Genomic DNA, 26,653 nt, shown 5'->3' with positions numbered 1-26,653 from the left:
CCTTCGCTTCCGCTGCGCGGAAGCTTCGGCGGGTTTGAACGCCAAAGGCGTTCATGGGGTTTTGTAGGTTCGCGAAGCCTGCGGCTTCACTCACCAACAAAGCCCCTCACATTCCTCCACCCGGCCTGAAATTCATGCCCGCCGACGCTTGCGCCTTGGTGGTCGCGACCTGCTGCTGCACGGCGGCGGCCTGCAGCGCCTGGCCGTAATCGGTCGGCGTGCGGGTCGAGGAGGTTTTTTCGGCGGCGAGTAGATTGTAAAGAATGCCGGGCAGGCCGCCATCCGCTACCTTGCCGCTGCGGATGCCTTCGTCCTGACGCTGTTTCGGCCCCCAGAAAAGCTCGGTGATCCGCTCGTCGATTTTCTTTTTCTTCGGCTTGGGCTTGAGCAGGCCGGTGTCTTCGTCATATTCGTCCGGCACGGGTTTTTCCCATTCGCATTCCTGCCAGGTGACGGCGAGCAGCGCCTGCATCGAGCTCGAGATGAAGGGGAAATTGACCATGATTTCGCGGAACATCTGCGCCGCGTTGGCGATGGCCTCTTCTTCCAGCCGTTTCACTTCGGCTTTCTGCTCGTCGGTCTTCATGCCCTTGCGCATGGCTTCGACCGGCGGCTGACAGTTCTCTTTCAGTTTCTTCGACCAATTCGAAGCGTCGTGGGCGCGCGTATGCTCGATATTCTCATGATAAATGTCGCAGATGGTGCGGAACCTTTTGCTAAGGCATTCCGACCAATACCACCAATCGTTAAAGGGCGCGCGCTGGCTTAATTTCGACATGGGGATTTCTACTCGACCGAGCCTGCGCGGCGCAAGTGCCCGCTATTCTGATCCGCCCAGCGCCGCGCGGTATCCGTCCAGCGCTGCTGCTGGTCGGCGGAAAGAGCGCTGACCCGCGCCGGGCGCTGCTCGCCGGTTTCTTCCTGCCGCAGCAACGCGTCCAGCGCCTGGGGCAGCTGGCCGTCATGGGGCAGGCCGCTGCCGATGCCCTCATTCACGGCGCCGCGCGGCCCCTTGAACAGGTCGGACGCCAAGCGTCCGCTGCATTCGCCGTTCCATTTGGAGTGCAGAAGTTTCTGCATATCGCGGGAAATCTTGGGCAACGCGTCGAGCGCGGCGCGGAATATGCCCGCCAGCGCGCGGATTTGGGTTTCATCCAGTTTTTCCTGGCCGTGAGATAGCTGGTTGAGCGCGGCATAGGGCTGTCCCGACAAATAGCGCGCCAGCGCTCCCGCCAGCACATGCTGCAACTGTCCGAGATAGACCGCGGTTTTGGCCGTGGAATCATGGTCGCCGTGATCTTCGTAAACCTGGCGCACGGTATCGAGGCGCCGCGCCAGCACATCCGCCCAGCGCAACCATATATCGAAAGACGGCTTATCTTTTCCCGTTATCATGGTCGTCCCCTACAACAAAACCATATTGCAAGGCAATATCGTCTTGTCAGGCTTCAATAAACGGTAAGTTACTGCAAAATATTGGCTCTTGCAATATTTTCAGAGATTTCGACGCGATCCCTATTTCTTTTTCTCGGATAACCCAGCCGCTTGGTTAAAGCCCGCCATGCCTTGCTGGATCTGGCCCCAGAACATTTTTTGCAGCTGTTCCATGCCCTGGATGCTGGCGGGAAACCAGCTGCGCGCCAGCGCTTCGGGGTCCATGGCCTTGATATTGGCCATCATCCGCGCCTCGAGTTCCTCCATCAGGCGCTGCTGCATCGGCTGCAGGTCGGGCAGCCCGAAAAAGGCCCGCGCTTCCTCGGGCGTGCATTCGACATTCATGGTCAATTTCATGGCGGCTGGCCTTTGCGCGATCTTTCTTGAGGGAAGGGAATATTATGGCTTATATACTACGTCAACTTGAGAACCCGAAAAAATTCTGTCGCGGCCGGGTGGTTTTTCTCAATGTCTTCATCGCGCCGGCGACAGAATTTTTTCGGGTTCTCAAGCGGACTGACGATACCACATGGTACCACAGGCCGCGCCGCCTGATAAAGCCGGTTTCTCATTCTGGGATACGCCTCCATGTTCGACACCCGAATCCCTTCCCTCGACGGCCGCCATTTCGACGCCTATGTGGCGCGGCCCGATTTCGTTTCCGCGCCCGCGATCATCGTCATCCAGGAGATTTTCGGCGTCAATCCGGCCATGCGCGGCATTTGCGACGATTTGGCGCGCGACGGCTACCTCGCCATATGCCCCGATCTTTTCTGGAGGCTCGAGCCTCATATCCAGCTTTCCGACCAGACCGACGCCGATATGAAACAGGCATTCGGGCTCTATGAGCGCTTCGACGTCGCCAGCGGCGTCGACGATCTGCTGGCGGCGCTGGCCTATGCGCGCACGATGCCGGGCTGCAACGGCAAGGTCGGCACGGTGGGCTATTGCCTGGGCGGCAAGCTGGCCTTTCTTCTGACGGCGCGCAGCGATCTCGATTGCGGCGTCAGCTATTACGGCGTCGGGCTTGAGAATCTGCTCGAGGATGTGCCGGACATACGCTGCCCGCTTCTGATGCATATGGCCGGGAAAGATAAATTCTCGTCGCCGCAAGCGCAGGAAAAAGTCCTGGCGGCCGTCGCCAAGAACAGCCGCATCCAGGCGCCCGTCTATCCGGACGCCGATCACGCCTTCGCCCGTCCCGGCGGCGTTCACTGGGACGAAGCCGCGGCGGCGCTGGCGAACAAGCGCAGCGCCGAATTTTTTGCCGCTCACTTGCGGAGTTAGCCAGGATGCAGGCCATCACCTTCGCCGCGCCCGGCGGCCCCGACATCATGCGGCTGCAGCCTTTGCGGCTCGGCGCGCCCGGACCCGGCGAGGCGCTGATTCGCCATGAAGCCATCGGCGTCAATTTCATCGATATCTATCACCGCACGGGATTTTATCCGGTCGCGCTGCCGGGGGGCCTCGGCCTCGAGGCGGCGGGCGTGGTCGAGGCGGTGGGCGCGGGCGTCGAGAAAATTTCCGAAGGAATGCGCGTCGCCTATGTCGCCGACAAGCCCGGAACCTACGCCACGCACAATCTGGTCAAGGCGGACCGGCTGGTGCCGCTGCCCGACTGGCTCGACAGCGCGACGGCGGCCGCGGTGCTGCTGCAGGGCCTGACCGCCGAATATCTCATCACCTCGAGCTTTGAAGTCATGCCTTGGCATACTATTCTGCTGCATGCGGCGGCGGGCGGCGTCGGCCTTTTGCTAACCCAGTGGGCGGCGCATCACGGCGCGACGGTCATCGGCACCGCGGGCGGCGAAACCAAGACGCGCCTCGCGCTGCATTATGGCTGCGCCCATGCGATCGATTACCAAAGCGAGGATTTCGCCGAAAGGGCGCGCGAGATCACCGGCGGCCTGGGCGTCGATGTCGTCTATGATTCTGTCGGCAAGACGACGTTTGAGGGTAGCCTGCAATGCCTCAAGCCGCGCGGCACGCTGGTCAGCTTCGGCCAGTCTTCCGGCGCGATTCCGCCGCTCGACGTGGCGCGGCTCGGCGCGCTGGGCTCGCTCACGCTGACCCGGCCTTCGCTGCCCCATTATATCGCCACGCCGCAGGAACTGGGGCGCCGCGCCGCGCATTTGTTCCTGATGCTGAAATCCGGCGCCGTGCTGCTCGATCAGATGACCCGTTTCGCCCTCGCCGACGCCGCCAAGGCTCATGAGGCGCTCGAAGGGCGGCAGACGGCGGGGAAGGTTATTTTAATGCCATAGCCGGTAATCGGCCCTGCGAAACGCGGGATTTGTTGAACCGGTCTTGATTTTCGGCTACGTCTGATGACCGGTCGCCGTGTTTTTCGATCGATGAGCGCGGGTGTAACTCAATGGTAGAGTTCCAGCCTTCCAAGCTGGCTACGCGGGTTCGATTCCCGCCACCCGCTCCACCGGTTTTTCTTAGCGCGCTGGCGCGCTTAGAAAAACCGAGTGTCCCGCCATAGCTTCGCGACGCGACGCGACGGCGGACGAAGCATAAACAAAGATATATTTATAGGCACCCATGTCATCCACGATCCTCGTTTCCGGCGGCGCCGGCTATATCGGCAGCCATGCCTGCCTTGCCTTGCGGGACGCGGGCTTCACGCCGGTGGCCATCGACAATCTGTCGCAGGGGCATGAATGGGCGGTGAAATTCGGCCCGCTGCGCCAGGGCGACATCGGCGACGAGGATTTCGTGCGCGGCGTCTGCGCCGAGTTCAAGCCCGCCGCGCTGATGCATTTCGCCGCTTTCATCGAAGTCGGCGAGTCGGTTCAAAATCCCGCGAAATACTGGGACAATAATTTCGAGCGCGCCAAGAAGCTGTTCGCCGCCGCGCGCGCCGGCGGCATTCGCCATGCGGTGTTTTCCTCGACCGCCGCCGTGTACGGCATGCCCGACATCTCCCCGCTGACCGAGGATTTGCCGCTCAAGCCGATCAACCCCTATGGCGAGACCAAGCTGGCGGCGGAGCAGGCGCTTCGGGAGATGGCGGACATGAAGTCGGTGGCGCTGCGTTATTTCAACGCCGCCGGAGCCGCGGCGGAGGAAGGCATCGGCGAAGCCCATTGGCCGGAGAGCCATCTGCTGCCCAACGTGATTCTCGCCGCGCTGGGCCATAAGCCCGCGATCACGGTGTTCGGCACCGATTATCCGACGCCGGACGGCACGGCGGTGCGCGATTACGTCCATGTCCGCGATCTCGCCGAGGCGCATGTCGCGGCGCTGCGCTACCTTCTCGGCGGCGGCGAAAGCACCGTCTGCAATCTCGGCACCGGCAAGGGCTATTCGGTCAAGGAGGTCATCGACGAAGTGCAAAATCGCGTCGGCGGCCCCGTTCCGGCGGAATATGGGCCGCGCCGCGCGGGCGATCCTCCGGCGCTGGTCGCCAATGCCGAGAAGGCGGGCAGGCTTTTGGGCTGGAAGCCGGGCCGCCCGCTCGGCGATATCGTCGCCTCCGCCCTTGCCTGGCATCGCGGCCAGCGTTACCGCGAGGCGGTGCTGGATGTGCGGCTGCCGTCGTAATATTGCGGCGCATCATCGCGGGTTTCCGAATGGATACTAACCGATTCCCTTTCGCCGCGATGTGCCTTAAATTGGGCTCATGAACGAATCCTCTCCGACGATCCGCATCGATCAGGAAGCTTTGGACGATCTGGTCCGCAAGCATGCGATGTTCCGCGCGGGCAAAGTGGGCGGGCGGCGCGCGAGCCTGATCAATTACGACCTGACCGGCCTGACGCTGCGCGGCCAGGATATGTCCCACGCGGATTTCGGCGGCGCGGTTCTCGCGGGGGCGGATTTGCGCGACGCGACGCTGGATTACTGCTCCTTCTTCGGCGCCGATTTGCGCGAGGCCAATCTTTTGAACGCCAGCATGGTGCGCGCCGATCTGCGCGGCGCCGTCCTGCGCGGCGCCGTGATGGCGGGTGTGGATATGACCGGCGCCGATCTGCGCGGCGGCCGGATGATGGCGCAGGCGCAGGACGAGGATGGCGGCGGGGATATTTCGGCCAAGAAAAGCGGCGATCGCGCCACCGCCGAAAGCACGACCGATTTCCGCGGCGCGGATTTGAGCGGCTCGAAACTTTCCGGCGTCATGGCGATGAACACCAATTTCCAGGACGCCAATCTTGCCGGCAGCGTCATGCTGCGCGGCAATTTACGCGGCGCGAGCCTGGAGGGAGCCAACCTGCATGGCGCGGATCTCAGCCAGGCGGATTTGAGGGAAAGCAATCTGCGCGCCGCCGTGATGACGGAAGCCAAGACCGAATCCGCCAATCTCCTCGACGCCGACACCAAGGGCGCGCTGGATGCCGCCGCCGCCGGGCCGACGCTGGCGCAGCTCGACAAGCCTTTCGCCGAAAGGCTCAAGGCGCACACGCTATGGGTCGCGAGCGAAGGCATGGAGGGCGAACGGCTCGATATCAGCGGCTTCGATCTGCGCCGGGAGCCGCCCTTCACCCGCGCGCTTCTCGCGATGATCCGGGGCGAGAATTCCATCTGGTACGGCCAGGACATGCTGGAAGTGCAGCTGCAGGCCGCCGATCTGCGCGGCGCGGATCTCAGGCAGTGCAACATGATCCAGGCCGATCTGCGGGGGGCCAACTTATCCGGAGCGCAATTGACCGGCAGCCATCTGCAGCGCGCCAAGCTTCAGCCGCTGAAGATCGGCAGCCGCAAAGCCATAGCCAGCGATTTATCGGGAACCAGCCTGCGCTATGCCGATCTTTCGGGCGCGGACTTGACCGGCGTCAATTTCGCGGGAGCCGACCTCGCGCATGCCAATTTGTCGAACGCCGATCTGCGCGGCGCGAATCTGCAAGGCGCGGACATGGAAGCCGTCAATCTCGAAGGCACGCGAATGGATGGGAAGCGATGACGATTCGCGTTTTGCCGGACAATCTCATCAACCAGATCGCGGCGGGCGAGGTCATCGAACGGCCGGCGGCCGTTGTCAAGGAACTGGTCGAGAACGCGCTCGACGCGGGCGCGAGCGAGATCGAGGTCACGTTGCGCGATGGCGGCCAGTCCATGATTCTGGTCGTCGATAACGGCAAGGGCATGACCCAGGAAGAATTGCCGCGCGCGATCCAGCGCCATGCCACCTCCAAGCTTCCCGGCGACGATCTGTTCGCCATCAGCACGCTGGGGTTTCGCGGCGAGGCGCTGCCCTCCATCGGCGCGGTATCGCGGCTGTCGATTTCCAGCCGCGCGGCGGGAAGCGAAAGTGGCGCGATGATCGCGGTCGAAGGCGGCGCGGTCGGCATCGCTCAGCCCGCGGCGGCGGGCCTGGGAACGCGCATCGAAGTGCGCGATCTGTTTTACGCGACGCCTGCCCGGCTCAAATTTCTCAAGACGCCGCGCGCCGAGGGCGATCATGCGCGCGAGGTTCTGGAGCGCCTGGCGCTGAGCCGCGCCGATGCCGGGTTCAGCCTGATCGAGGAAGGGCGGCGTCCCGTGCGCTTTGCCCCCGCGCCGGGCCTTATCGAAGAAGCGCGGCGGACGCGCATCGGCCAGGTGCTGGGCGAGGAATTTCTGGAAAACTCGATGCCGGTTTCGCTGAGCCGCGACCATGTGACGGTGGGCGGCATGATCGGCCTTCCGACTCACAACCGCCCGACGGCGCGGCAGCAATATCTGTTCGTCAATGGCCGCCCGGTGAAGGACAAGCTGCTCTATGCCGCCGTGCGTGGCGGCTATGGCGATCTCTTGCCCACGGGACGGCAGCCGGTTCTGGCGCTGTTCATCACGCTGCCGGAGCGCGAGGTCGACGTGAATGTGCATCCCGCGAAAGCCGAGGTGCGTTTTCGCGACGCCGCGCTGATACGCGGGCTGACGGTGGCCGCGATCCGCGACGCGCTGTCGCGTGACGCAAGGCGCGCCGCGCCGTCGCTTGCGCCGCAGGCGCTTGCCGCGATGCGGCCCGGACAAAATATGACATGGCTTCACCAAGGTTCCGGCGGTTCTCACGGCGGCGGATTTCATATGCCGTCCGGGCTGCCGCCGATGTCGCACGGCTCTCTGGCGTTCGATTCCGCGCCGGCGGCGCGCGTCGAATCTGCGGCGGAAGTTCAGCCGGAACATCGCCTGGGCGCGGCGCGGGCGCAGGTGCATGCCACCTATATCATCGCCCAGACGCAAGACAGTCTCGTCATCGTCGATCAGCATGCCGCGCATGAGCGCATCGTCTATGAGCAGATGAAAGCCGCCCTGGCCGAGGGCGGCGTGAAGCGGCAGATTTTGCTGCTGCCGGAAGTGGTCGATCTCGGCGACGTGGCGGCGGGCAGGCTTGCCGCGCGCGCCGAGGAGCTGGCGGCGCTCGGCCTGATGATCGAGCCGTTCGGCGCGGGCGCGGTTCTGGTGCGCGAGATTCCGGCGCTGTTCAGCCAGCGGGACATCAAGGGACTGATTCGCGATCTTGCCGACGAGATCGCATCCTACGGCACGGCGGAAAGCCTGCGCGAGAAGCTCGAACATATTTGCTCGACGCTTGCTTGTCACGGCTCGGTGCGGGCGGGAAGGTTGCTGAATGGCGAGGAAATGAACGCGCTCTTGCGCCAAATGGAAGATATGCCCAACAGCGGCCAGTGCAATCACGGCCGCCCGACTTATATCGAATTGAAGCTGGCGGATTTGGAAAAATTATTCGAGCGAAGGTAAATTTATTTCTTCTCGTAAACATAAAACCAGATTTTCGTGTCGCCATATTCGCGGTCGAGCTTGAGGGTGAATTCCGGCGGAAGCTCCACCGTTTCGTCCTCGGCGGTTTCGACGACGACGATGGCGCGCGGCGCGACCCAGCCTTGCGCGACGAGGCCCGGCACGATTTGCGCCGGAAGATTCTTGTCATAGGGCGGATCGATGAAAATCAAATTGCACGGCCTGGGCGCTTTGGGCATCTGCAGCACGTCGGCGCGGATGATCCGGCACTGGTTGGCGATGCCGAGCACGTTGACGTTATTATCCACCACTCTGATCGCTGCCGGTGACAGATCGACGAGGCAGGCATAGTCGGCGCCGCGCGAGATCGCCTCCAGCGCCAGCGCGCCGGTGCCGCAGCAGACATCGAGGACATGGGCGTTCATGATTGCGTCGCGCCCGACATTCCAGTCGCGGTGGGCCAGGATATTGAACATCGCTTCGCGCACGCGGTCGGAGGTCGGGCGGGTTTCCCGCCCCACCGGCACGGGCAGACTGCGGCCCGCGAATATGCCTCCGACGATCCGAATCATGGTTCTGTAAAAAAGTCCGCCAATTGTTCGCGCATCATGCGCGGCGGCACTTCCTCTACTGCGCCCGGCGCCAGTTTGGCAAGCGGAAAGGGGCCGAAGCTGACGCGGATCAGGCGGGTGACCGTAAGGCGCATATGCTCCATGACCTTGCGAATCTCGCGGTTCTTGCCCTCGCGGATGCCGACCTCGAGCCACGCGTTGGAAGCGCCCTGCGCCTTTTCCAGCGTCGCCTTGATCGGGCCGTAGCGGACGCCCTCGAGCACCAGGCCGCCCTCCAGCTTCTTCAGCCGCGCTTCGTTCACCGTGCCATGCACCCGCACGCGGTAATGCCGCATCCAGCCATGCTTCGGCAGTTCCAGATGCCGCGCCAGCGCGCCGTCATTGGTCAGCAGCAAAAGCCCTTCGGTGGTGAGGTCGAGCCGCCCCACGGAAACCACGCGCGGCAGATTTTTCGGCAGATTTTCGAATACCGTCGGGCGGCCCTGCGGATCGCGCGCGGTGGTGACGAGGCCCGCGGGCTTGTGATAGCGCCACAGGCGCGCGGGCTCGCGTGCGGCGACGGATTTGCCGTCGACCAGAACCGCGCTGGCTTCGGTGACGTTGAAGGCGGGGCTGGCGAGAATATTGCCGTCCACCTTCACGCGCCCTTCGAGAATCATTTTCTCGGCGTCGCGGCGCGAGCAGATTCCCGCGCGCGCCAGATATTTGGCGATGCGCTCGCCCTTGTTCGCCTGTTCGCTTTTCGTCGTTGTTTGTGGCATGGTTCTTTCCCTGGATTCCCTATGTATAGCCATGCCGCCCCTTATGCAAAGCTTCATGCAAATCGCGCTCGAGGAAGCCCGCGCCGCCGCCTTGCGCGGCGAGGTGCCGGTGGGCGCGGTCGCCGTGCTGAACGGCGAAATCGTCGCCCGGGCCGGGAATATGACCGAAGCCGCCCATGACCCCACGGCGCACGCGGAAATGCTCGTTTTACGCGAGGCAACGAAAAAAACTCGGCTCGCCGCGCCTGCCGGAATGCGATCTCTATGTAACGCTGGAGCCTTGCGCCATGTGCGCCGGGGCGATCAGCTTCGCCCGCGTCCGGCGGCTTTATTTCGGCGCTTACGACCCCAAGGGCGGCGCGGTTGATCATGGGCCGCGCTTTTACGCGCAGCCGACCTGCCATCACGCGCCGGAAATCATCGGCGGCATGGAGGAACAGGCTTGCGGGGACATATTGCGAAGCTTTTTCAGTAATTTAAGGTATTAACTAAAAATTACTTGCCAATTTATGGTTTTCATGGCCCTATCGTCGGGCCTCTACCCTCAAGTCAAGGAGATGGACGATGTTTGGTTTGGATTTTGCAAGCGCCATGAGCGAAGTCGCCGGTCAAACCGGTGGCGTGCCTGATGCCATCGGTCAGCAATTAGGAACCGTGAAACTGGGAATAACTGCTTCGATGGCGATGGAGCCTGCGCGCGGCGCGGTTCCGTTCTTGAGCCGCCTCGAACGTATCTTCGGCGCTCCGGCACCGTAATCGGCCCGGAATTCAATTCATGACGCGCGCGGCAGTCTCTGCCGCGCGCGTTTTTGTTTTATCCCACCGCGCGCCAGCCGATATCGCGGCGGCAGAAGCCCTCTTTCCATTCGATCCGGTCGATAGCCTTATAGGCGTTCTGCTGCGCTTCCTGAATCGTCGCGCCGAGGCCGGTAATGCCCAGCACCCGCCCGCCATTCGCCAGGATCGTGTCGCCGTCATGGGCGGTTCCGGCATGGAACACCAGCACGTCGGGAGACTCCGCCGCGCGGTCGAGGCCCTTGATGACGCTGCCATAGCCGTAGCTGCCGGGATAGCCTTTCGCCGCCATCACCACGCACAGGGCGGCGCGGTCGTCCCATTCGAGAGCGATCTCGTCGAGCTTGCCCATCGCCGCCGCATGCAGCACCAGCAATAAATCGCTCTTGAGGCGGGGCAATATCGCCTGGGTTTCTGGATCGCCGAAACGGACGTTGAACTCGATCAGCTTCGGGCCGCTCTTGGTCAGCATCAGCCCCGCGAACAGCACGCCCTGGAACGGCCTGCCCATGGCGAGCAGCGCGTTCGTCGCCGGCTGCACGATCTCCCGCATGACCTGCTCGGTCAAGGCAGGCGTCATATGCGGCGCGGGCGAATAGGCGCCCATGCCGCCGGTGTTCGGGCCTTCGTCGCCGTCGAAGGCGCGCTTGTGATCCTGCGCCGAGGCGAACGGGATCGCGTGCGGGCCGTCGCATAGAGCGAAGAAGCTGACCTCCTCGCCTTCCATATATTCCTCGATCACCAGCGACGCGCCCGACGCGCCGAATTTGCGGCCCTTGAGGGCTTCCGTGGCGGCCTGTTTCGCCTCTTCGACGGTCATGGCGACGGTGACGCCCTTGCCGGACGCGAGGCCGTCGGCCTTGACGACGATCGGCGCGCCTTCCTGGTCGATATAGGCGAGCGCGGCGTCGAGATCGGTGAAGCGCTGATATTTGGCGGTCGGGATATTCGTCTTGGCGCACAAATCCTTCATGAAGCCCTTCGAGCCTTCCAGCTCGGCGGCGGCCTGAGACGGGCCGAAAACCGGGATTCCATCCTGGCGCAGCACATCGGCCAGACCGTGAACGAGGGGGGTTTCAGGCCCGATGACGACGAAATCGATCTTTTCCATATGGCAGAAGGCGACGGTCGCCGCATGGTCTTCGCTATTCAGCGGGATGCAGGAGGCGATGGGGGCAATCCCGGCATTGCCCGGATCGCAGAACAGCGCCTTGCATTGCGGCGATTTGAGCAGGGCTTGGCATAGGGCATGTTCGCGTCCGCCGCCGCCGATAACCAGAACCCGCATGGACTTCCCCCCTGTTTCTACTTTATCGTCAGACGATGAATGAAATTTCTGCCCCATCCGCTCTGATAGATCAACCCCGTCCGGGCGCGAACGCGCCCGAATTCACGGTATCCGAGATCAGCCGCGAGCTTAAACAGGTGGTCGAGGAGCGTTTCGGCCATGTGCGGGTGCGCGGCGAGATCGGGGAATGCAAATTCCATGGCAACGGCCATGTCTATCTGTCGCTCAAGGACGATAAATCCGTTCTGGCCGCCGTGATCTGGAAAGGCGGCGCGGGGCGGCTCGGCTTCAAGCCGGAGGCCGGCATGGAGGTGGTCTGCACCGGGCGGCTCACCACCTATGCCGGGCAATCGAAATACCAGCTCGTCGTCGAGGCGATGGCGCTCGCGGGCGAGGGCGCGCTGCTGAAACTGATCGAGGAGCGCAAAAAACGGCTTATGGCGGAAGGGCTTTTTTCCCCGGAACGTAAAAAACCCCTGCCCTTCATGCCGCGCCGCATCGGCGTCGTGACCTCGCCGACCGGCGCGGTGATCCGCGATATTCTGCACCGGGTGGAAGACCGTTTTCCGTGTCCCATCGTCATCTGGCCGGTGGCGGTGCAGGGCCCCCTTGCTGCGGAGCAGATTGTTTCCGCGATCAACGGATTCAATGCGCTTGCGGAAGATTCGCCGCTGCGTCCGGACGTTCTGATTATCGCGCGCGGCGGCGGCTCGGTCGAGGATCTGATGCCGTTCAACGAAGAGATCGTGGTGCGCGCCGCGGCGGCGAGCGCGATCCCGCTGATTTCCGCGGTTGGGCATGAAACCGATACCACGCTGATCGATTTCGCCGCCGACCGCCGCGCGCCAACGCCGACCGCCGCCGCCGAAATGGCGGTGCCGGTGCGGGCCGAGCTGCTCGCGAACTTGCACAATCTCGCCGCGCGGCAGCAGCAGGCCAATCGGCGCGGGATCGAGGCGCGTCGCGACCGGCTCATGCTCGTCGCCCGCGCGCTCGGCGATCCGCGCCGCATGCTGGAGCCGCTGTGGCAGCGCGCCGACGACAGGGCGGAGCGCCTTAAAACCGGCATGAGTCAGATTCTGCTGTTGCGACGCTCGGCGCTGGCGGGAACCGGCGGGCGCTTGCCGCATCCGCGCGAATGGCTGCGCCTCGCGGCGCAGAAACTGAGCAATGAATCGCGGGCGATGGAATCCGCTTTCCGCCAGCGCGTGCAATCGTTCCGGGAGCTTGAGCGCCGACTGCCCGAGATCGCCGCGCGCGGCGAGCGTGCGTTCGGGCAGCGATGGGAGCAGTGGCATGAACGCGTGCGCCGCGCGGGGCAGCTTCTGGTCAGCCTGTCGCCGCAGGGCGTGCTGCAGCGCGGCTACGCGTTGGTGCGTGCGGAAAACGGCCAGATTGTTTCGAGCGCTGCCGGGGCCAAGCTGAAGCAGAAAGTCGCGCTGATCTTCCATGATGGCGAGGCGGCGGCGCAAATCCTGCCGCGCCGCGACGGCGGACAGGGCAGCCTGTTCTGATTTGGGGAGGGCATTGCGCTCGCCCCGTTTCTGTGCTTTTTCCCCTTCATGCAGGAAAAAATCGCCGTCATCGGTCTTGGTTATGTAGGGCTGCCGCTTCTCGTCGGGCTGGCCGGGAAATTCCCCGGCATCGCCGGTTTCGACGTGGACAAGCGCCGCGTCGAGGCGTTGCGGCAATGTCATGACTGGACCGGGGAAATCGGCGCGGATGTCCTGAAGGCTACGCCCGCGACGATAACGGACGATCCGGCGGCGCTGGCCGGTTGCAGTTTTTTCATCGTCACCGTGCCCACCCCCATCGACGAGGCCAAGCGCCCCGATCTCGGCGCGGTGCTGAGCGCCTGCGACATGATCGGCGCGGCGCTCAAGGGACGCGAGAATGACGGCCCGGGTTCCGGTGATCGTATTCGAATCGACGGTCTATCCCGGCCTTACCGAAGAAGTCTGCGGCCCGCGCATCGAGGCGGCGTCGGGCAAAAAGCGCGGCAAGGATTTCCGTCTTGGATACTCTCCCGAACGCATCAATCCTGGCGACCGCGAGCACACGCTCGAAACCATCGTCAAGATCATCGCCGCCGAAGATGCCGAAAGTCTCGCGCGATTGCGCGCCGTCTATGGCGCGGTCGTGACCGCGGGCCTGCATGAGGCGCAGAGCATCGCCGTCGCCGAAGCCGCCAAGGTTCTGGAAAACACCCAGCGCGATTTGAACGTGGCGCTGATGAACGAGCTCGCGCTGATTTGCGACCGCCTCAATATCCGCACGGCGGACGTGCTGGCGGCGGCGGGCACGAAATGGAATTTCCTGAAATTCTCGCCCGGCCTCGTCGGCGGGCATTGCATCGGCGTCGATCCCTACTATCTGACCACGCGCGCCGAGGCGCTCGGCTATCATCCGCAGGTGATCTTGTCGGGGCGGCGCATCAACGACAATATGCCGGTCTTCATCGCCGAAAAAATCGTCAAGCTGATGGTCGGCGGCGGGCGCTGGAACGGTAGAGCGCGCGTCGGCGTTCTCGGACTCGCCTTCAAGGAAAATGTCCGCGATCTGCGCAACAGCCGCGTGCCGGAAATCGTGCGCGAGCTCGGCCATTACGGCTGCGAGGTGCTGCTGCACGATCCGATGGCCGATGCCGCCCACGCCCGCCACGAATACGGGCTTGAGCTTTCCGAGGACGCGGATTTGCGCGAGCTCGACGCGCTGGTTCTCGCGGTGCCGCACCGGCAGATCATGGCGGCGATGGATTCATGGATGGCGCGGGTCAAGCCCGGCGGCGTGGTCGCCGACGTGAAATCGGCGCTGATGCCCTCCGCCGTTCCGGCGGGACTTTGCTATTGGAGTTTGTAGCATGACGGTTTGGTTACCGGCGTCGCCGGATTTATCGGCTTTCATACCGCCGCGAAATTGCTGGGGCAGGGCGTGCCGGTCGTCGGCATCGACAGCGTCAATGATTATTACGACGTAAAGCTCAAAGAGGCGCGGCTGGCCCAATTGCAGAAGCTGCCCGGCTTTACGTTTTACCGCGCCAATCTGGCGGGACGCGAAGCCGTCGCCTCGATCATCGAGAGACACGGCGCGGACATCACCGAGATCATCCATCTCGCGGCGCAGGCGGGCGTGCGTTACTCGCTGGTCAATCCCTACGCCTATATCGAATCGAATATCATGGCGCAGATCGTGCTGCTCGAAGCGGCGCGCGCCATGAAGAAATTGCGGCATTTCGTCTATGCCAGCTCGTCGTCGGTCTATGGCGGCAATAAAAAGATTCCATTTTCGGTGGAAGACCGTACCGATCATCCGGTATCGCTCTATGCCGCGACCAAACGCGCGGATGAATTGTTCGGCCATACCTACGCGCATCTCTACGGCACGCCGATGACGGGCCTGCGGTTTTTCACGGTCTATGGGCCGTGGGGCAGGCCCGACATGGCGGCCTATCTGTTCGCGGGCGCGATTTTGCGCGGCGAGCCGATCAAGGTGTTCAATCACGGCAAGATGCGCCGCGACTTCACTTATGTCGACGATATCGTGTCCGGCATTCTGGCTGCCGCCGCGCATCCGCCGAAGCGCGAAGCGGGCGCCGCGCCCGCCGCCGTCTATAATCTCGGCAATTCGCGCGCGGAAAATCTGATGGACTTTATCGGCACGCTGGAAAATCTTCTGGGGAAGAAAGCGGTCTATCAGTACGAGGACATGCAGCCGGGCGACGTTCCGGAAACCTTCGCCGATATCGCGGCCAGCACGCGCGACTTGGGTTATATGCCCACGACCACCATCGCCGCCGGATTAGAGAAATTCGTGGCGTGGTTCCGGGAGTATCATAAGGTTTAAGCCTTATTTCGGTATGACAGAGGCCCGCCTGCATTTCTCTTTGAGGGCCTGTATGAGCCGGTCGCCGATGGTGTTCCTGCTCGTATAGCCGTCGGCGAGCAGTTCTTCGCCCGGTGTGAGAACTTTTTGCCCAGACAGGCGATTTCTATCGGCGTGCCGGGATATGCGATGCCATAGCCTTTATTGGTGATTAGTTTAGGGCCGCCCCCGGCTTCAACGCTGAGTTTATAGGCCGAGTGTGCAATGGCGACTGTATCCGTTAGCGCGTCGTAAAAATCTCTTCCCGCTTGAAAGCGTTCGGACTTGACGGCGACTTGCACCAGCCTGACGGGATGATCGCCGTTCGGCTCTGTAAACCACGGCGTCGCGAGCGTCACGAGGGGCTTACCGGCTTCGTCTAGAGGGGTCCCTTGGTTGCTCAGCGGCAAGCCTGCTATTTTCGCCTGCTGTTGAATATATTCCATGGCGTGTGCCAGTTCCGGATGCTTGCGGTCGCGCCTGGCGACGACCAGTTTGACCTGGCTGAAGAAATCGAAAATCGTTGCTTCGCGCACCGTCGCCTCGTTTTTGGACGGTGTAAGAGCAGGCTTAAATTCCCAGACCATGATTAATTATCTCCGTTTTTTGCTATCTACATATACGGCTATTATGTTCCGTTCAAAAATGGTTAAAATGATTTCATGACGGATAAGCGCAATTTTCCGAAAGAAGCGGCATGAAGCTCATCACCTGGAACATCAATTCCGTCCGTTTGCGGCTGCCGCTGCTGTTGCGGCTGATGAGGGAGCGCAAGCCGGACGTGGTCTGCCTGCAGGAAACCAAATGCCCGGACGAATTCTTTCCGCATGATGCTATCGCCAAGGCCGGGTATAAGTATCAGCATATCTGCGGCATGAAAAGCTATAATGGCGTCGCGATCCTGTCGCGTCTGCCGTTTGACGGGCATGGCGCGCTGAACTGGCAGGGGCGCGAGGATTGCCGCCATATCCATGCAGGGCTGTCGAACGGCATCGAGATTCACAATGTCTATGTCCCGGCGGGCGGCGACATTCCCGATCCCAAGGCCAATCCGAAATTCGCGCATAAGCTGGGCTTCGTCGAGGAGCAGGCGGCGTGGTGGAAAAAGAAACGCGGGCGGACGGGAAAGATTCTCGTCGGCGATCTCAATATCGCGCCGCTGGAGCATGACGTCTGGTCGCACCGGCAGATGCTCGGCGTGGTGTCGCACACGCCCGGCGAAGTCGAGCGCCTGAACGCGATGCAGGCGGCGCATGAATGGCATGACGCGCTGCGGCACTTCGTTCCGCCGCAGGAGAAGCTTTATACCTGGTGGAGCTACCGGGCGCAGGATTGGGAAAAATCGAATCGCGGGCGGCGGCTCGATCATATCTGGGTGACGCCCGATTTGCGCGGCCAGCTGAAATCGATGCATGTCATGCGTCCGGCGCGCGGCTGGACTCAGCCGAGCGATCATGTTCCAGTGGAGATTGATTTGGCTTAAAAAAGCTACCCCAAAATATCAACAAGTTACCCATCATTTTTTATAAAATTAACGGTCGATTAATCTTCTCGCGATACATCAGTCTTAGCCAGAAAAACATGAAACAATTCAAGCGTTTACTTTCAGCATTACTTTCACAAAATCTATGATAGGATTTATATAAGGCGTAGGGGAAACTCGCCGGAGAAAACGATGACCAAACGGCAGGATATGGAAACGGCCAATCCCACTCAGTTCGATGAAGAACGGCTGGTTCAGCTCGCCCGCAACGCGATGATCGTCGCCGGCATGGAGATGGGCGAGGACGGCGATCACTGGCCGGTGGTCAAGGCCAATATCCACGCGATGATGCGCGATTACGAACAGCTCAAGATCGAGCGCGCGGTGCAGGACGAGCTTAAGGAGCATGTCGGCAAGATCATCGGCGAATATGAAAAGCTCCTCGAGCAATGCCCGCCGGAGACAAGAGCTGTCGCCGAGCCGCATATAAGGCAGATGCGCGAGATTCACGAGGCGATGTTTTCGCCGGTGGATGCGAAGAGCGCGGCGTCGGTATCTGACGAAGATGGCGAAGAAGAAGGCGTTTACGTGCCTTGGAAATCCGCTGAAATGATGATCCGCAGCTTAACCGAAGAAGGAGAGAAAAAATGAAAACGCAGATGATCAATCCTCTGGATATCCAGGCCAAGCAGGGACAGGACGCAGCGGAAAAGAGCGCTCAAAGAGCATGGGATGGTTTTGTGGAATTTGCCTTCAAGCGCGGTTTGGATATCGCGGGTTCTTCCGGCGCGCTACAGGACGCGCTGCGCTATGATCTTGCCAGCGGATGGTCGGGACAGACTGCCGCGGGCGCGGCGCAAGCGACGGATGTCATGACCCGCAACCACGCGTTTCTGACCGATCCCGATTACGGCGCCGCCCGGCTCGCTTTGGATGAATATCTGATGGCGACGCAGCGGGAAATCGATATTCCTGATTTCATCGACGCGCCCGAGCCTGCGCCGCGCCGCGGCGTCAAGCTTCAAGCGCCGGAATTGAATCTGGGCGATTGAGAACGGAATAGGTTGAAAAGGGGAAGAAGATGGCGAAGATAGCAAATCCGAACGAGAGCGCTGAAAATGCGCGCGTCGATGCGGCGGAACATAAGTTCATGTGGGCGCTGACGCGCGTGCCGCAGCGGCTGAACAAAGCCGCGGGCGCCGCCGCCGGCCAGACCGCCGCTTATGTCGACGGGCTTAGCGAAGTCAATAGAGGCTTTATGCATGACATAGCAGGATTGCCCGGCGGGCAGATGTTCGCGCAGTACGATTGGGCGCTTAAGCAGGCGCTGGGGGCCGCGCCAAATCAAGGGATGGCTGATTTCGACCTTGGCATGGCGGCGGGAGCCTATAAGGAATATTCGGACGCCGTTGCCGATGACGCGGCGCATCCCGCCTTCACCGAAGGTCCGGATCCCAAGCCTGAAGCCAAAGCGGCCAAGAGTTTATCCGATAACAATTTTGCGCAACTCGGCTGGGCGACCCAGCCAACGCCTGCGGCTACTGAAGCGGCTCCCAAGCCCGCAGAAGCCAAACCGGCAGCCACGCCCGCGCTTAAGAATGCCGCGCCCAAACGCAAACCGGGGCTCGGCCTCGATTCTCCAGGCTAGAAATTATCCGCAGCGCAAGCCGGATAGTGGTTGCTGTCCTTGAAGGGTCGCCACCGGAGAAGATCGTTCCGGCGCGGGTCCGGACGCTTCGATGATAAGCGTTTTCAGATTTTCTATATAAGGCGCGGCGGCAGGGCCCGCGAGCGCGTTGCATCCTAATTCCTTATAAAGCCCTGCGGCAGAGCCGACGAGCGTCTTGGCTCCGAAAAAGACGGCGGCTCCCTCCGGCCCCTCTTCGCCATTGCTCCATTCATATGTCGCTTCGCCGACGCGGCCCTTATAGGTTTCGAGCAATGGCGGCGATATCTGTTTGACGGTTATCCGGTCGCGGTAGGTGGCAAGGAGCGATCCCGGCGGCGCGCTGAGTTCCTCATCCGCCGTAAGAATCGTCATCAGCATCCGCGTTTGCAGCATTCTTGCCATCAGAAAAACCCGCTGGAGCAGGTCTGAAAGCTTTTTGGGATCGTCGAGCGTTTCCTTGGCGATTATATTTTTAGGCGCTCTGGCTGGAAATTTAAGGGTAAGGAGCCTTCCCCGCTCCTTGGGCATTTTGATATCGGCGGGATTGATATATAGCGGCGGTGGAACGGTTTCATAGAAGACGGCGGTTTTATAACCGCACCCGAGCATCGCTTCTTCGACCGCGTGCTGCGAGAGGACCTTAAGCCCATTCCCACTTCCGTTGGCGCTCATATAGCCCGCTTTCCCGATGCGTCAGGTTTTCGATGCTATGCTTGATTCGGGGGAAATGGCAAGCAAGGCTTGGAAAGCCGCCGGGCGAAACGGCACGGGATTTCCTTATTTACTTTCATGAAACTATTATAAGATCATCCCAGAACGGATAGACATCGACATGGATGGGGCAAGCCTATGAATACCGGCACGATATTTCGCAACGCAAAAACCGCGCTTCTGATGGCTCCCGCCGTTATCGCGACGGCTTGCGGCGGCGGGCTGCCGCAGGCCGAAAACGCGGGATCGGGCGGCGGCATTGATAATTGCGCCGTCATGGCGAAAAGAAATCTGGCCAATGGCAGCCAGGAAACCAGCGTCACCGCTTCGATTTTTAGCCGCAATGTCGCGGAAGCCGCCGCGCGCCAGAATCGCGACAACGGGCTTGAAAGCCAGGTTTTGTGCGACACGGTCATTTCGGAACCCACGACGACCGTCACGGATGGCCCCCGGCACGGGCGGCTGGCGTCGGAAAGACCGTCCGCCGTGATCCAGACCATAGAAATGCCCGCTCCGTAAGCAGAAGAAATCCGTTCGGATCCGAGGCGTTTTCTCCCCGTTTTTGGCGGCTGAGAGCCTTTTTAAGCGGATTCTTTTATTACTTTCATCGAATCGATGATATGTGTCGAACCATGCCTCGAACATATATTTGAAGGAGCTTATTATGATGGTCAGGAATTTCTACAGCTATGCGGGCACGGGATTTTTGGCGTTGGCCAGCACGGCTTGCGCCGGTATTTTCAATAATGCCGAGTATCCCGGCTATCCCGAGGCGCAGATCGCCGGATCCTTTTCCGGCACGGTCAAGCCGGTCGAGAATCCGCAATTGCCGCCGGAGAGTTATTATAATTTCAGCGCCGGCCAGATCAATCGTTCCGCCTTTGAAGCGGCGAGCCGGGCGGACGGCTATCGCCCGCCTTCCGTAACCGCCCTTCCGCAAGAATGTTCCGTAGTCCGCCTCGTATTCGGCAAGGAGCGCGGCTTTCATGCGGTCGTCGCGCCGTCGACGAGCAAGGCGGCCGCTTTGGATATCGCCAAGACAAACAGCGCGACGGATTTTACCTACGCGTCCCATACCGTCGTTTGCGGCGTTCAGGTCGATCGCCGCCGCGAATTCGCCAGCTATGCCGGCCAGGTGCTGAAGGAAGTTCTGCCCGAAACGGCCCAGCCGAAAGAAGAGCCGGACGTCGCCGCGTCGCAAGACAAGACGGCAGGCCCCGCCGATGTTCCCGCCGTGCCGGAGACGGCATTGGCGCGCGCGCTGCGCCGCCGCGCCGCCGGTCTTCCGATTGAAGGCACCGTCGAAGACGGCACGAAGCCCGTCGCTCCGGTCGCCGCTCCTGACGTCACCGCGAAAAAAGCGGCTGCTCCAAAAGCAGCGGCTTCAAAAACGGTTGCGGCCAAGAAGCCCGCAGCGGCTTCTGCCACCACCGCGCCCGCCCGCGCCGAGTCCGCGCCGGTCGACGCGATTGAAGACATCGTCGCCACCGGCACCGTGCCGCCGCCGGGCAAGGCGCTCAGCGATTACGGCAACAGCTGCAGCGTGATCGCCATCGTGGCGACCGACAAAGGCTCCTACGGCTCCGCCAATATCACCGGCCTGTCTTATCTGGCCGCTGAATCCGCCGTGGGTCTGCGCAATGAAAAGAGAAAAAAACCGTCCGACACGATTTATGCCGTGTCCTGCGATAACGAGCCGGTACGCGTGCGGGTCATCCGGACGATCAATCCGGGCGCATCGCCGGCGCCGTAAGGCTCTTTAGCTTGCCGGCTTCGCCCGGGGCGGCTCCATGGGGTTGCGCCCGAGCATCCAGAAAGAAAGAAAAAACGGCATCAGGGTCAGCGCGTGAAGCAGCAGCGCGAAGCCGATATGCCGCGCCACGAGGTTGGAAACCCATAACAGCGCCGCCTGCAACAATGTGATGCAGGAAGCCGCGATAATGACGCGGAACGTCACACCGCGCCGGTTGAATTGCCCGCCGAGCAGGATCGCGGCGGCCAGCATGGCAAATCCAAGGCCGCATAGCGCCGTCGAAAATCTTTGATGCAGCTCCGCCGTCAGCCGGTCGGGATTCTCGGTCTTGACGGCCGGAGGCGTATCCGAAAGCAGATCCTCAAGGCTAAGCTCCCTTGGATCGGGTAGCCGGTCGCTCGCGGTGCGCAGAACGCTGAGGTCGAAAGTGTAACGCTCGAAATCGAGCGTCGAAAGCTTGTTCTTGGCCCGGTCATATTCCTGCCGCTGGCCCTTGAAAACGACGATGCGCGGCTCCCCCTCGATGGTCGTGACCAGGCCGCGCTCGGCCATGATCGTCACCGGCATGTCCGGCTTGCGGTTGTCGTGAATCAAAATGCCCTCGAGGCCACCCTGCCCGTCGCGGCGGCGTGCGTGGAAGGTCAGGCCGCCGGTTATGTCGTTGAACATGCCGGGCCGCAGCAGATAGACCGAAAATTCGCTTTTGACCTTATATTGCATGCCGACCAGCGTGCGGTTGGCCCATGGCGCGATCCAGAAAGACAGCGCGAATCCCAGCAAGGTCGCCGCGACGCCGAGCCACAGCGCCGGACGCGCCAGCGCGGGCGCGCTTAGCCCCGCCGAACGCATGACGATCAGCTCGGAATCGGAAGCGAGGCGCTGATAGACAAAGACGATGGCGGCGGCGAGGCCGATCGGCAGCACCATGCCGATGAAAGTCGGGATGGTCAGCAAGGCGAGCTGCGCGAAAATCCCCAGCGACGCGGCGTTATCGATCACCAGCGACAAAAGCCGGAACGACTGCGTGAACAGCACGACGATCGTCACCGCGACGCAGGTGAACAGAAAGGCGACCAGAATCTGGCGCAGGAGATAACGCTGCAGCATGAACATGGGGGTAGGGTAGCCGAACCTGCGAAACCGGCGCAAGCGCGGATAGTCTGGAGCAGGTTGCCAAATATAAGCCGTCATGACACTATGGGTTTCCCGCCTGTTTTCCGCCCGCTCATGGGCCCATTCTTCGAGGGATAGTCATGAAAATCACCTTCGCGCCCGCGCAAATCCCGACTCAGGGCCATGCCGTCATTCCCGTGGCCCTCGGCCAGAAGCTCGGCGAACTCGGCGCGAAGCTGGACAAGAAAACCGGCGGCGCTTTGAAAAAAGCCATGACCGCCGGGAATTTCACCGGCAAGAAGGACGAGGCCCTCTCCGTCGTCGCGCCGCCGCGCACGAAGATCGGGCGCGTCATCCTGCTCGGGATCGGCAAGCCCGAGGAATTGACCGAAGCCTCGGCGCAGAATCTCGGCGGCGGGGCGGCGTCGGCGCTGATCGGCGTCAAGGCGGCGCAAGGTGCAGTGATCGCCGATATTTTCAAGGGCGGCAAATTGTCGCCTGCCGAATTCGCCGCCAATCTGGCGTTCGGCGCGCGCCTGCGCGGCTATCGCTTCGATAAATACAAGACCAAGAAAACCCCGGATTCAGCCGCCCTGAAAGGCTGCGCGGTCGAAACCGTGGACGTGCCGGGCGCAAGGCGCGCCTGGGCGGCGCTCGACGCCGTGGCGGAAGGCGTGGAGCTTGCGCGCGATCTCGTCACCGAGCCCGCGAACACCCTCACGCCGCTCAGTTTCGCGGAACGCTGCAAGGAGCTCGCCGAACTCGGCGTCAAGGTTGAAATTCTGGACGAGAAAGCCATGGGTAAGCTCGGCATGGGCGCTTTGCTCGGCGTAGCGCAGGGCAGCGCGCTGCCGCCGCGCCTCGTCACCATGCTCTATAAGGGCGATCCCGCCGCCAAGGATCAAAGCCCCGTCGCGCTGGTCGGCAAGGGCGTGACCTTCGACAGCGGCGGCATCTCGATCAAGCCCAGCGGCGGCATGGAGGAAATGAAATACGACATGGCGGGCGCGGCGGCCGTCACCGGCGCGATCCACGCGCTGGCGAAAAGCAAGGCGAAGGCGAATGTCGTCGGCCTGATCGGCCTCGTCGAGAACATGCCGTCGGGCACCGCGCAGCGCCCCGGCGATATCGTCACCTCCATGTCGGGCCAGACCATCGAGGTCCACAATACCGACGCCGAGGGCCGTTTGGTTCTCGCCGATGTCGTCTGGTACGCGCAGGAGCAGTTCAAGCCCAGCGCCGTGGTCGATCTTGCCACGCTGACCGGCGCGATCCTGGTCGCGCTCGGCCATGAATATGCGGGCCTGTTCTCGAACGATGACGGGCTTGCGGGGCAGCTTAGCGCAGCGGGCGCGGCCACGGGCGAGAAGCTCTGGCGCCTGCCGATCGACGAGGTCTATGATCGCGAGATCAATGGCGACGCCGGCGACATCAAGAATATCAGCGGCGGGCGCGAGGCGGGCAGCATCATCGGCGCGAAATTCATCCAGCGCTTCGTCAAGAAAGGCGTCGCCTGGGCGCATCTCGACATCGCCGGAACCGCCTGGATCAAGAAGCCGCTGGCCACCGTGCCGAAAGGTGCGACCGGCTACGGCGTGCGGCTGCTGTACCAGTATGTGACGGCGCGCAGCGCGGGCGCATAGTCCAAAAGTTGATTCTCAAAAATCGTGATGGAGCCGCGCGAGGCCGATGGCTTCGTTCTCGCCCGCGACATGGCCCGAATCCTTGCGGTAGAGGGCGGCGAAATCGAGGCTGGTCGCCTCGCCGAACGGCATGCGATAGCCGGTCTCGAAATCGATCTCGCGTCCGGTGGGGGCGAGGCCGAGGCTGGCATTGTCGCGGATGACCGTGCCGTCGCGCAGGCGGTATTGCGGCAGGTTCAGGCTCAGCGAACCGGTTTCAGCGCGCAGCGGCTGCGCCAGATTGAAGCGCAGGCTGTCGCCGTCTTGCCAGAGTCCGTTTCGCGTGACGCCGAGACGCCATGCGGTCGAGACGATCGCCTCGGCATCCTGGATCAGGGAGTCGCGCGCCATGCTGGCCTGCGTGACGCCGCCATACCATGAAGCCTGGAATTGCGTATCGCTGGCGATCTGCCAGAACGCGCTCGCGCCCGCGAACCATGTCGAGCTTCCCTGACCGAGGGCGAAGGCGCCGTCGCCGCGCAGCCCCAGCGCGCGATTGTCTTCGATCAGCGCGCCGCCGGTGAATCCGATATTGGCTGCCGGGTCGCCATAATTGAACTCGCCCGCCGCCAGCATGTTGCGCTGGCCGTCGTCGTTTTCAGGCCCGCCCATCGCGGTCAAGGCGTGCAGCTTGCCGTGCTTGCCGTCTCCCCAGGGCGCGTCGATGGTCACGTTCTGGGCATAGCCGGTTTCGACGAAATCGAGATAGGGATTGCCGACGCCGCCCGCCGTGACTTGCGCGCTGAGCAATTCGCGGTCTTCGACGCGGTAATGCAGCGAGGCGGCGCGCGGATCGCGATGGCTGACATTGAAGGCCGCATCGTCGATCTTGTGGGTGAAGCTGAAACTGTCGAACGTCGTGTCCTGGCCGCCGCCGTCGGCCGCCGCGCGCTTAAGCCCGTCCTGCGCCCGCAGCGTGAAGTTCAGGCTGTTGCGGTCGTCGAGGGCGATTTCGGGGCGGAATTCCTGCTGGCCGAACCGCTGCAGCGCCACGGTGCCGTCGAAGGCCGAGGAAGCCGCCGTGACATGCTGATCGAGCCCTATCGTGTAATTGCGCTGGAACGCGTCCATGACGCCGATCTGGGTGGAGCCCAGCGCCCGCGCGACCGACGGGCCGAAAGCGTTGCCGACGCGCACGGTCGAGTTCGTCAATAGAACCGATGGGCCGCTGGCCATTCCGTGCAGCGCCACCGAGAAAGGCGCGACCGCCTGCGTGGCGAGATCGAGATTGATAAGGCCCCAGCCATAGATATCGTCCGGCGTTCCCGTCGTGGAGATGCCAAGATGCGTCGCGGTCGTCGCCAGCAAGTTGAGAAGCTGCGGGCCGGTCAGTTCCGGATGCTGCGAGAGCAGCAGGGCGACCGCGCCCGCGACATGCGGCGAAGCCATGGATGTACCGCTCAGCGCGACATAGGTGTTCTCGGGGCCGGTGGAAGTGATATGCACGCCCGGCGCGGCAAAGCACCAGGCTTTCGCCACGCCGCAATGATTGCTGAATGGAGCGATGGTGTTGGTGCTGTCCACCGCGACGACGGCGATGACCTGGCCTTCGAGGCCGGAATAATCGGCGTTCAGAGTCGAGATAGAATTGTCGTTATTGTATTTGCGGTAAGCGCCAGGATCTCCCAGCGGAATATTGGCGTTCGCGGGCCTGACGAAAGGCAGGAAGCCGCCGCTAAGAGGATGCGAAGCCATCAGCGGCACGTCGTCCATTCCGCTGTTTCCGGCGGCGAAGACCATGACCATACCGCTTTGCGCTGCCGCCAGATAGGCGTTGGCATCAGCCAGATCGAAGTCGGTGAAAAGCTGCGCGCGTGCGTTCTCATAATAAGCGATCGCCTCAGTGCCGGGGCCATAGCTGCCGTTCATCACCCGTGCGCCCGCGGCGGTGGCGGCGCGCATGGCATCGCCGATCGCCGTGTCGGGCGCGCCGTCGCCGATGACGGCGAAAGGCAGGATCTTGGCGTTATAGGCGACGCCGCGCGTGCCGAAATCATTCTTGCCGGCGGCGATGATCCCGGCGACATGCGTGCCGTGAGTGACGTCGGAGTGGTCGGTCACATTCTCGCTGCCGCTGATAAAATCATAGCCCCCCGGCGCGATATTGTTGACCATATCGGGATGCAGCGTGTTCAGGCCGCTGTCCAGAACGGCGACGGTAATGCCCTGTCCGGCGAAACCGCGGGCGTTGGCGGCCCCGGCGCCAATTTGCTCGAGACCGTGTTGAGCGCTGTATTCCGCCGCTTCCCCGACGGTGGGCGGATTGGGAAAGCCGGGCGGCGGCGCGTCCTCGCTTTTTGACGATGTCGCTATGATAATGCCCGCGGTGGCGCCGCCCACGACCACGGTTCCAAGCGCCACCCAGGGCCAGTTGCGCTCCCACCAGGTAGTTTGAGACATTTCATAGGCCGTGGGCGGGCTGTAGGATTGAATGGTCTTCAGCGGTCCCGCGGGCGGCGGGCTGATGGCCGCCTGGATTTGCGAGCCGTCCAGAAAAGCGGCGTCGAGCCGGTCCGCGAGCTGGGGGTACAATTGCTTGAATTTCGCCAGCAACTCGGCCTTGGCGCCTGGATTCACCGCGATCTGTTTTTCCAGGCTGAGCGTGACCGCTTCGGCGAAAATCTCGTTCTTGGCTTCGGGATTCTCCGCGATCAAGGCCCACATATGCTCGTTGAAATGGCTTGGATCCTGGAGGAGGAACGCGCGCAGCGGCGCCTCGTAAAGGCTCGCGGCGGCCTCGGCGGGGCTTGCCGTCAGCATGCTGAGCGCCATGACGCCGCACAGGAACCATAAATATGATGAAAGGCGGCGCTTGGCGTGCAGGACCATAACATTACTCCCCGT

Annotated in this window: 27 protein-coding genes, 1 tRNA gene and 2 pseudogenes; 19 read left to right on the top strand and 11 right to left on the bottom strand. The window is 62.3% G+C overall.

What is annotated here, in order from left to right; translation table 11 throughout:
- Positions 1-106 precede the first annotated feature (106 nt).
- From WDO70_00990 to WDO70_00980, 3 genes are all read right to left on the bottom strand, one after another.
- The gene (locus tag WDO70_00990) at positions 107-778 is read right to left on the bottom strand and encodes a hypothetical protein (protein MEJ0061799.1); all 672 of its coding nucleotides are present in this window, start codon (positions 776-778) and stop codon (positions 107-109) included.
- An 8-nt stretch (positions 779-786) separates the two neighbouring features.
- Entirely contained in the window at positions 787-1,395 is a 609-nt protein-coding gene (locus tag WDO70_00985) for a hypothetical protein (protein MEJ0061798.1), read from the bottom strand.
- A 120-nt stretch (positions 1,396-1,515) separates the two neighbouring features.
- Positions 1,516-1,791 carry a DUF6489 family protein gene (locus tag WDO70_00980; GenBank protein MEJ0061797.1) on the bottom strand — a complete coding sequence of 92 codons (276 nt, stop codon included), beginning with the start codon at positions 1,789-1,791 and terminating at the stop codon, positions 1,516-1,518.
- A gap of 231 nt (positions 1,792-2,022) precedes the next feature.
- Between WDO70_00980 and WDO70_00975 the strand changes: the two genes are divergently transcribed.
- The 6 genes from WDO70_00975 to mutL all read left to right on the top strand — a co-directional run bounded on the left by WDO70_00975 (position 2,023) and on the right by mutL (position 8,121).
- The gene (locus WDO70_00975; GenBank protein ID MEJ0061796.1) at positions 2,023-2,721 is read left to right on the top strand and encodes a dienelactone hydrolase family protein; all 699 of its coding nucleotides are present in this window, start codon (positions 2,023-2,025) and stop codon (positions 2,719-2,721) included.
- A 5-nt stretch (positions 2,722-2,726) separates the two neighbouring features.
- Positions 2,727-3,698: a quinone oxidoreductase gene (locus tag WDO70_00970; protein ID MEJ0061795.1), complete on the top strand. Its 972-nt coding sequence runs from the start codon at positions 2,727-2,729 to the stop codon at positions 3,696-3,698.
- Positions 3,699-3,794: 96 nt separating this feature from the next.
- A tRNA-Gly gene (locus tag WDO70_00965) sits at positions 3,795-3,868 on the top strand.
- 113 nt (positions 3,869-3,981) lie between these two features.
- Positions 3,982-4,983 (top strand): UDP-glucose 4-epimerase GalE, encoded by a 1,002-nt coding sequence (gene galE, locus WDO70_00960; protein ID MEJ0061794.1) that lies wholly within the window; start codon positions 3,982-3,984, stop codon positions 4,981-4,983.
- A gap of 79 nt (positions 4,984-5,062) precedes the next feature.
- Entirely contained in the window at positions 5,063-6,340 is a 1,278-nt protein-coding gene (locus WDO70_00955; GenBank protein MEJ0061793.1) for a pentapeptide repeat-containing protein, read from the top strand.
- On the top strand, positions 6,337-8,121 hold the full coding sequence (mutL, locus tag WDO70_00950; GenBank protein ID MEJ0061792.1) for a DNA mismatch repair endonuclease MutL: 1,785 nt from the start codon (positions 6,337-6,339) through the stop codon (positions 8,119-8,121). The genes WDO70_00955 and mutL overlap by 4 nt, the downstream gene beginning before the upstream one ends.
- Before the next feature lie 2 nt (positions 8,122-8,123).
- Here the strand turns inward: mutL and rsmD are convergent, their stop codons facing one another.
- From rsmD to WDO70_00935, 3 genes are read right to left on the bottom strand one after another with little or no spacing between them, the layout of a single operon-like run.
- A complete protein-coding gene (rsmD, locus tag WDO70_00945; protein MEJ0061791.1) occupies positions 8,124-8,693 on the bottom strand; it encodes a 16S rRNA (guanine(966)-N(2))-methyltransferase RsmD in 570 nt (189 codons plus the stop codon).
- Positions 8,690-9,454, bottom strand: a complete 765-nt coding sequence (locus tag WDO70_00940) for a pseudouridine synthase (GenBank protein MEJ0061790.1) — start codon at positions 9,452-9,454, stop codon at positions 8,690-8,692. Before WDO70_00940 ends, rsmD begins: the two co-directional genes overlap by 4 nt.
- Positions 9,455-9,473: 19 nt before the next feature.
- Positions 9,474-9,632 carry a hypothetical protein gene (locus WDO70_00935; GenBank protein MEJ0061789.1) on the bottom strand — a complete coding sequence of 53 codons (159 nt, stop codon included), beginning with the start codon at positions 9,630-9,632 and terminating at the stop codon, positions 9,474-9,476.
- On the opposite strand from WDO70_00935, the pseudogene WDO70_00930 reads away from it, so the two are divergent.
- Both WDO70_00930 and WDO70_00925 read left to right on the top strand, forming a co-directional pair.
- A pseudogene (locus tag WDO70_00930) lies at positions 9,558-9,942 on the top strand (nucleoside deaminase). The gene WDO70_00935 and the pseudogene WDO70_00930 sit on opposite strands and share 75 nt — an antisense overlap.
- Positions 9,943-10,018: 76 nt before the next feature.
- Complete coding sequence (locus WDO70_00925; GenBank protein MEJ0061788.1) at positions 10,019-10,210, top strand: hypothetical protein; 192 nt, start codon at positions 10,019-10,021, stop codon at positions 10,208-10,210.
- 58 nt (positions 10,211-10,268) lie between these two features.
- On the opposite strand, the gene purD is transcribed toward WDO70_00925, so the two are convergent.
- Entirely contained in the window at positions 10,269-11,537 is a 1,269-nt protein-coding gene (gene purD / locus WDO70_00920) for a phosphoribosylamine--glycine ligase (protein ID MEJ0061787.1), read from the bottom strand.
- Between the two features lie 35 nt (positions 11,538-11,572).
- On the opposite strand from purD, the gene xseA reads away from it, so the two are divergent.
- The 4 genes and pseudogenes from xseA (at position 11,573) to WDO70_00900 (ending at position 15,380) form a co-directional block, all read left to right on the top strand.
- Positions 11,573-13,051: an exodeoxyribonuclease VII large subunit gene (xseA, locus tag WDO70_00915; GenBank protein MEJ0061786.1), complete on the top strand. Its 1,479-nt coding sequence runs from the start codon at positions 11,573-11,575 to the stop codon at positions 13,049-13,051.
- A gap of 48 nt (positions 13,052-13,099) precedes the next feature.
- A pseudogene (locus WDO70_00910) lies at positions 13,100-13,363 on the top strand (nucleotide sugar dehydrogenase).
- 67 nt (positions 13,364-13,430) lie between these two features.
- Entirely contained in the window at positions 13,431-14,396 is a 966-nt protein-coding gene (locus WDO70_00905) for a nucleotide sugar dehydrogenase (GenBank protein ID MEJ0061785.1), read from the top strand.
- Between the two features lie 9 nt (positions 14,397-14,405).
- A complete protein-coding gene (locus WDO70_00900; GenBank protein MEJ0061784.1) occupies positions 14,406-15,380 on the top strand; it encodes an NAD-dependent epimerase/dehydratase family protein in 975 nt (324 codons plus the stop codon).
- Here WDO70_00900 and WDO70_00895 read toward each other — a convergent pair.
- A complete protein-coding gene (locus WDO70_00895; GenBank protein MEJ0061783.1) occupies positions 15,377-15,985 on the bottom strand; it encodes a hypothetical protein in 609 nt (202 codons plus the stop codon). The genes WDO70_00900 and WDO70_00895 overlap by 4 nt on opposite strands.
- Before the next feature lie 110 nt (positions 15,986-16,095).
- On the opposite strand from WDO70_00895, the gene WDO70_00890 reads away from it, so the two are divergent.
- From WDO70_00890 to WDO70_00875, 4 genes are all read left to right on the top strand, one after another.
- Positions 16,096-16,881: an exodeoxyribonuclease III gene (locus tag WDO70_00890; GenBank protein ID MEJ0061782.1), complete on the top strand. Its 786-nt coding sequence runs from the start codon at positions 16,096-16,098 to the stop codon at positions 16,879-16,881.
- A gap of 192 nt (positions 16,882-17,073) precedes the next feature.
- Positions 17,074-17,532, top strand: coding sequence for a hypothetical protein (locus WDO70_00885; protein ID MEJ0061781.1), 459 nt, complete (start codon positions 17,074-17,076; stop codon positions 17,530-17,532).
- Positions 17,529-17,933 carry a hypothetical protein gene (locus tag WDO70_00880; protein MEJ0061780.1) on the top strand — a complete coding sequence of 135 codons (405 nt, stop codon included), beginning with the start codon at positions 17,529-17,531 and terminating at the stop codon, positions 17,931-17,933. Before WDO70_00885 ends, WDO70_00880 begins: the two co-directional genes overlap by 4 nt.
- A gap of 29 nt (positions 17,934-17,962) precedes the next feature.
- A complete protein-coding gene (locus WDO70_00875) occupies positions 17,963-18,529 on the top strand; it encodes a hypothetical protein (protein ID MEJ0061779.1) in 567 nt (188 codons plus the stop codon).
- A gap of 3 nt (positions 18,530-18,532) precedes the next feature.
- Here the strand turns inward: WDO70_00875 and WDO70_00870 are convergent, their stop codons facing one another.
- On the bottom strand, positions 18,533-19,222 hold the full coding sequence (locus tag WDO70_00870) for a hypothetical protein (protein MEJ0061778.1): 690 nt from the start codon (positions 19,220-19,222) through the stop codon (positions 18,533-18,535).
- 177 nt (positions 19,223-19,399) lie between these two features.
- Between WDO70_00870 and WDO70_00865 the strand changes: the two genes are divergently transcribed.
- Together WDO70_00865 and WDO70_00860 are read left to right on the top strand one after the other, a co-directional pair.
- On the top strand, positions 19,400-19,780 hold the full coding sequence (locus tag WDO70_00865) for a hypothetical protein (GenBank protein MEJ0061777.1): 381 nt from the start codon (positions 19,400-19,402) through the stop codon (positions 19,778-19,780).
- A 145-nt stretch (positions 19,781-19,925) separates the two neighbouring features.
- The gene (locus WDO70_00860) at positions 19,926-21,014 is read left to right on the top strand and encodes a hypothetical protein (protein ID MEJ0061776.1); all 1,089 of its coding nucleotides are present in this window, start codon (positions 19,926-19,928) and stop codon (positions 21,012-21,014) included.
- 6 nt (positions 21,015-21,020) lie between these two features.
- Here WDO70_00860 and lptF read toward each other — a convergent pair whose 3' ends face one another.
- Positions 21,021-22,205 (bottom strand): LPS export ABC transporter permease LptF, encoded by a 1,185-nt coding sequence (gene lptF / locus WDO70_00855; GenBank protein ID MEJ0061775.1) that lies wholly within the window; start codon positions 22,203-22,205, stop codon positions 21,021-21,023.
- A 62-nt stretch (positions 22,206-22,267) separates the two neighbouring features.
- On the opposite strand from lptF, the gene WDO70_00850 reads away from it, so the two are divergent.
- Positions 22,268-23,770, top strand: a complete 1,503-nt coding sequence (locus WDO70_00850) for a leucyl aminopeptidase (protein MEJ0061774.1) — start codon at positions 22,268-22,270, stop codon at positions 23,768-23,770.
- A gap of 15 nt (positions 23,771-23,785) precedes the next feature.
- Here the strand turns inward: WDO70_00850 and WDO70_00845 are convergent, their stop codons facing one another.
- Positions 23,786-26,638, bottom strand: a complete 2,853-nt coding sequence (locus WDO70_00845) for a S8 family peptidase (GenBank protein ID MEJ0061773.1) — start codon at positions 26,636-26,638, stop codon at positions 23,786-23,788.
- Between the last annotated feature and the right edge of the window lie 15 nt (positions 26,639-26,653).

This window comes from Alphaproteobacteria bacterium, from assembly GCA_037200005.1.
Taxonomy (GTDB): Bacteria; Pseudomonadota; Alphaproteobacteria; order UBA9219; family RFNS01; genus JBBCGY01.
Note: the sequence above shows the minus strand (reverse complement) of the source record. Positions and strands in the feature narration are given on the sequence as shown.

Excerpts from the sequence above, each read along its gene's own strand:
- WDO70_00990 (MEJ0061799.1), bottom strand. The coding sequence starts at position 778 with ATGTCGAAATTAAGCCAGCGCGCGCCCTTTAACGATTGGTGGTATTGG.
- WDO70_00985 (MEJ0061798.1), bottom strand. The coding sequence starts at position 1,395 with ATGATAACGGGAAAAGATAAGCCGTCTTTCGATATATGGTTGCGCTGG.
- WDO70_00980 (MEJ0061797.1), bottom strand. The coding sequence starts at position 1,791 with ATGAAATTGACCATGAATGTCGAATGCACGCCCGAGGAAGCGCGGGCC.
- WDO70_00975 (MEJ0061796.1), top strand. The coding sequence starts at position 2,023 with ATGTTCGACACCCGAATCCCTTCCCTCGACGGCCGCCATTTCGACGCC.
- WDO70_00970 (MEJ0061795.1), top strand. The coding sequence starts at position 2,727 with ATGCAGGCCATCACCTTCGCCGCGCCCGGCGGCCCCGACATCATGCGG.
- galE (MEJ0061794.1), top strand. The coding sequence starts at position 3,982 with ATGTCATCCACGATCCTCGTTTCCGGCGGCGCCGGCTATATCGGCAGC.
- WDO70_00955 (MEJ0061793.1), top strand. The coding sequence starts at position 5,063 with ATGAACGAATCCTCTCCGACGATCCGCATCGATCAGGAAGCTTTGGAC.
- mutL (MEJ0061792.1), top strand. The coding sequence starts at position 6,337 with ATGACGATTCGCGTTTTGCCGGACAATCTCATCAACCAGATCGCGGCG.
- rsmD (MEJ0061791.1), bottom strand. The coding sequence starts at position 8,693 with ATGATTCGGATCGTCGGAGGCATATTCGCGGGCCGCAGTCTGCCCGTG.
- WDO70_00940 (MEJ0061790.1), bottom strand. The coding sequence starts at position 9,454 with ATGCCACAAACAACGACGAAAAGCGAACAGGCGAACAAGGGCGAGCGC.
- WDO70_00935 (MEJ0061789.1), bottom strand. The coding sequence starts at position 9,632 with ATGGGCGGCTTCGGTCATATTCCCGGCCCGGGCGACGATTTCGCCGTT.
- WDO70_00925 (MEJ0061788.1), top strand. The coding sequence starts at position 10,019 with ATGTTTGGTTTGGATTTTGCAAGCGCCATGAGCGAAGTCGCCGGTCAA.
- purD (MEJ0061787.1), bottom strand. The coding sequence starts at position 11,537 with ATGCGGGTTCTGGTTATCGGCGGCGGCGGACGCGAACATGCCCTATGC.
- xseA (MEJ0061786.1), top strand. The coding sequence starts at position 11,573 with ATGAATGAAATTTCTGCCCCATCCGCTCTGATAGATCAACCCCGTCCG.
- WDO70_00905 (MEJ0061785.1), top strand. The coding sequence starts at position 13,431 with ATGACGGCCCGGGTTCCGGTGATCGTATTCGAATCGACGGTCTATCCC.
- WDO70_00895 (MEJ0061783.1), bottom strand. The coding sequence starts at position 15,985 with ATGGTCTGGGAATTTAAGCCTGCTCTTACACCGTCCAAAAACGAGGCG.
- WDO70_00890 (MEJ0061782.1), top strand. The coding sequence starts at position 16,096 with ATGAAGCTCATCACCTGGAACATCAATTCCGTCCGTTTGCGGCTGCCG.
- WDO70_00885 (MEJ0061781.1), top strand. The coding sequence starts at position 17,074 with ATGACCAAACGGCAGGATATGGAAACGGCCAATCCCACTCAGTTCGAT.
- WDO70_00880 (MEJ0061780.1), top strand. The coding sequence starts at position 17,529 with ATGAAAACGCAGATGATCAATCCTCTGGATATCCAGGCCAAGCAGGGA.
- WDO70_00875 (MEJ0061779.1), top strand. The coding sequence starts at position 17,963 with ATGGCGAAGATAGCAAATCCGAACGAGAGCGCTGAAAATGCGCGCGTC.
- WDO70_00870 (MEJ0061778.1), bottom strand. The coding sequence starts at position 19,222 with ATGAGCGCCAACGGAAGTGGGAATGGGCTTAAGGTCCTCTCGCAGCAC.
- WDO70_00865 (MEJ0061777.1), top strand. The coding sequence starts at position 19,400 with ATGAATACCGGCACGATATTTCGCAACGCAAAAACCGCGCTTCTGATG.
- WDO70_00860 (MEJ0061776.1), top strand. The coding sequence starts at position 19,926 with ATGATGGTCAGGAATTTCTACAGCTATGCGGGCACGGGATTTTTGGCG.
- lptF (MEJ0061775.1), bottom strand. The coding sequence starts at position 22,205 with ATGACGGCTTATATTTGGCAACCTGCTCCAGACTATCCGCGCTTGCGC.
- WDO70_00850 (MEJ0061774.1), top strand. The coding sequence starts at position 22,268 with ATGAAAATCACCTTCGCGCCCGCGCAAATCCCGACTCAGGGCCATGCC.
- WDO70_00845 (MEJ0061773.1), bottom strand. The coding sequence starts at position 26,638 with ATGGTCCTGCACGCCAAGCGCCGCCTTTCATCATATTTATGGTTCCTG.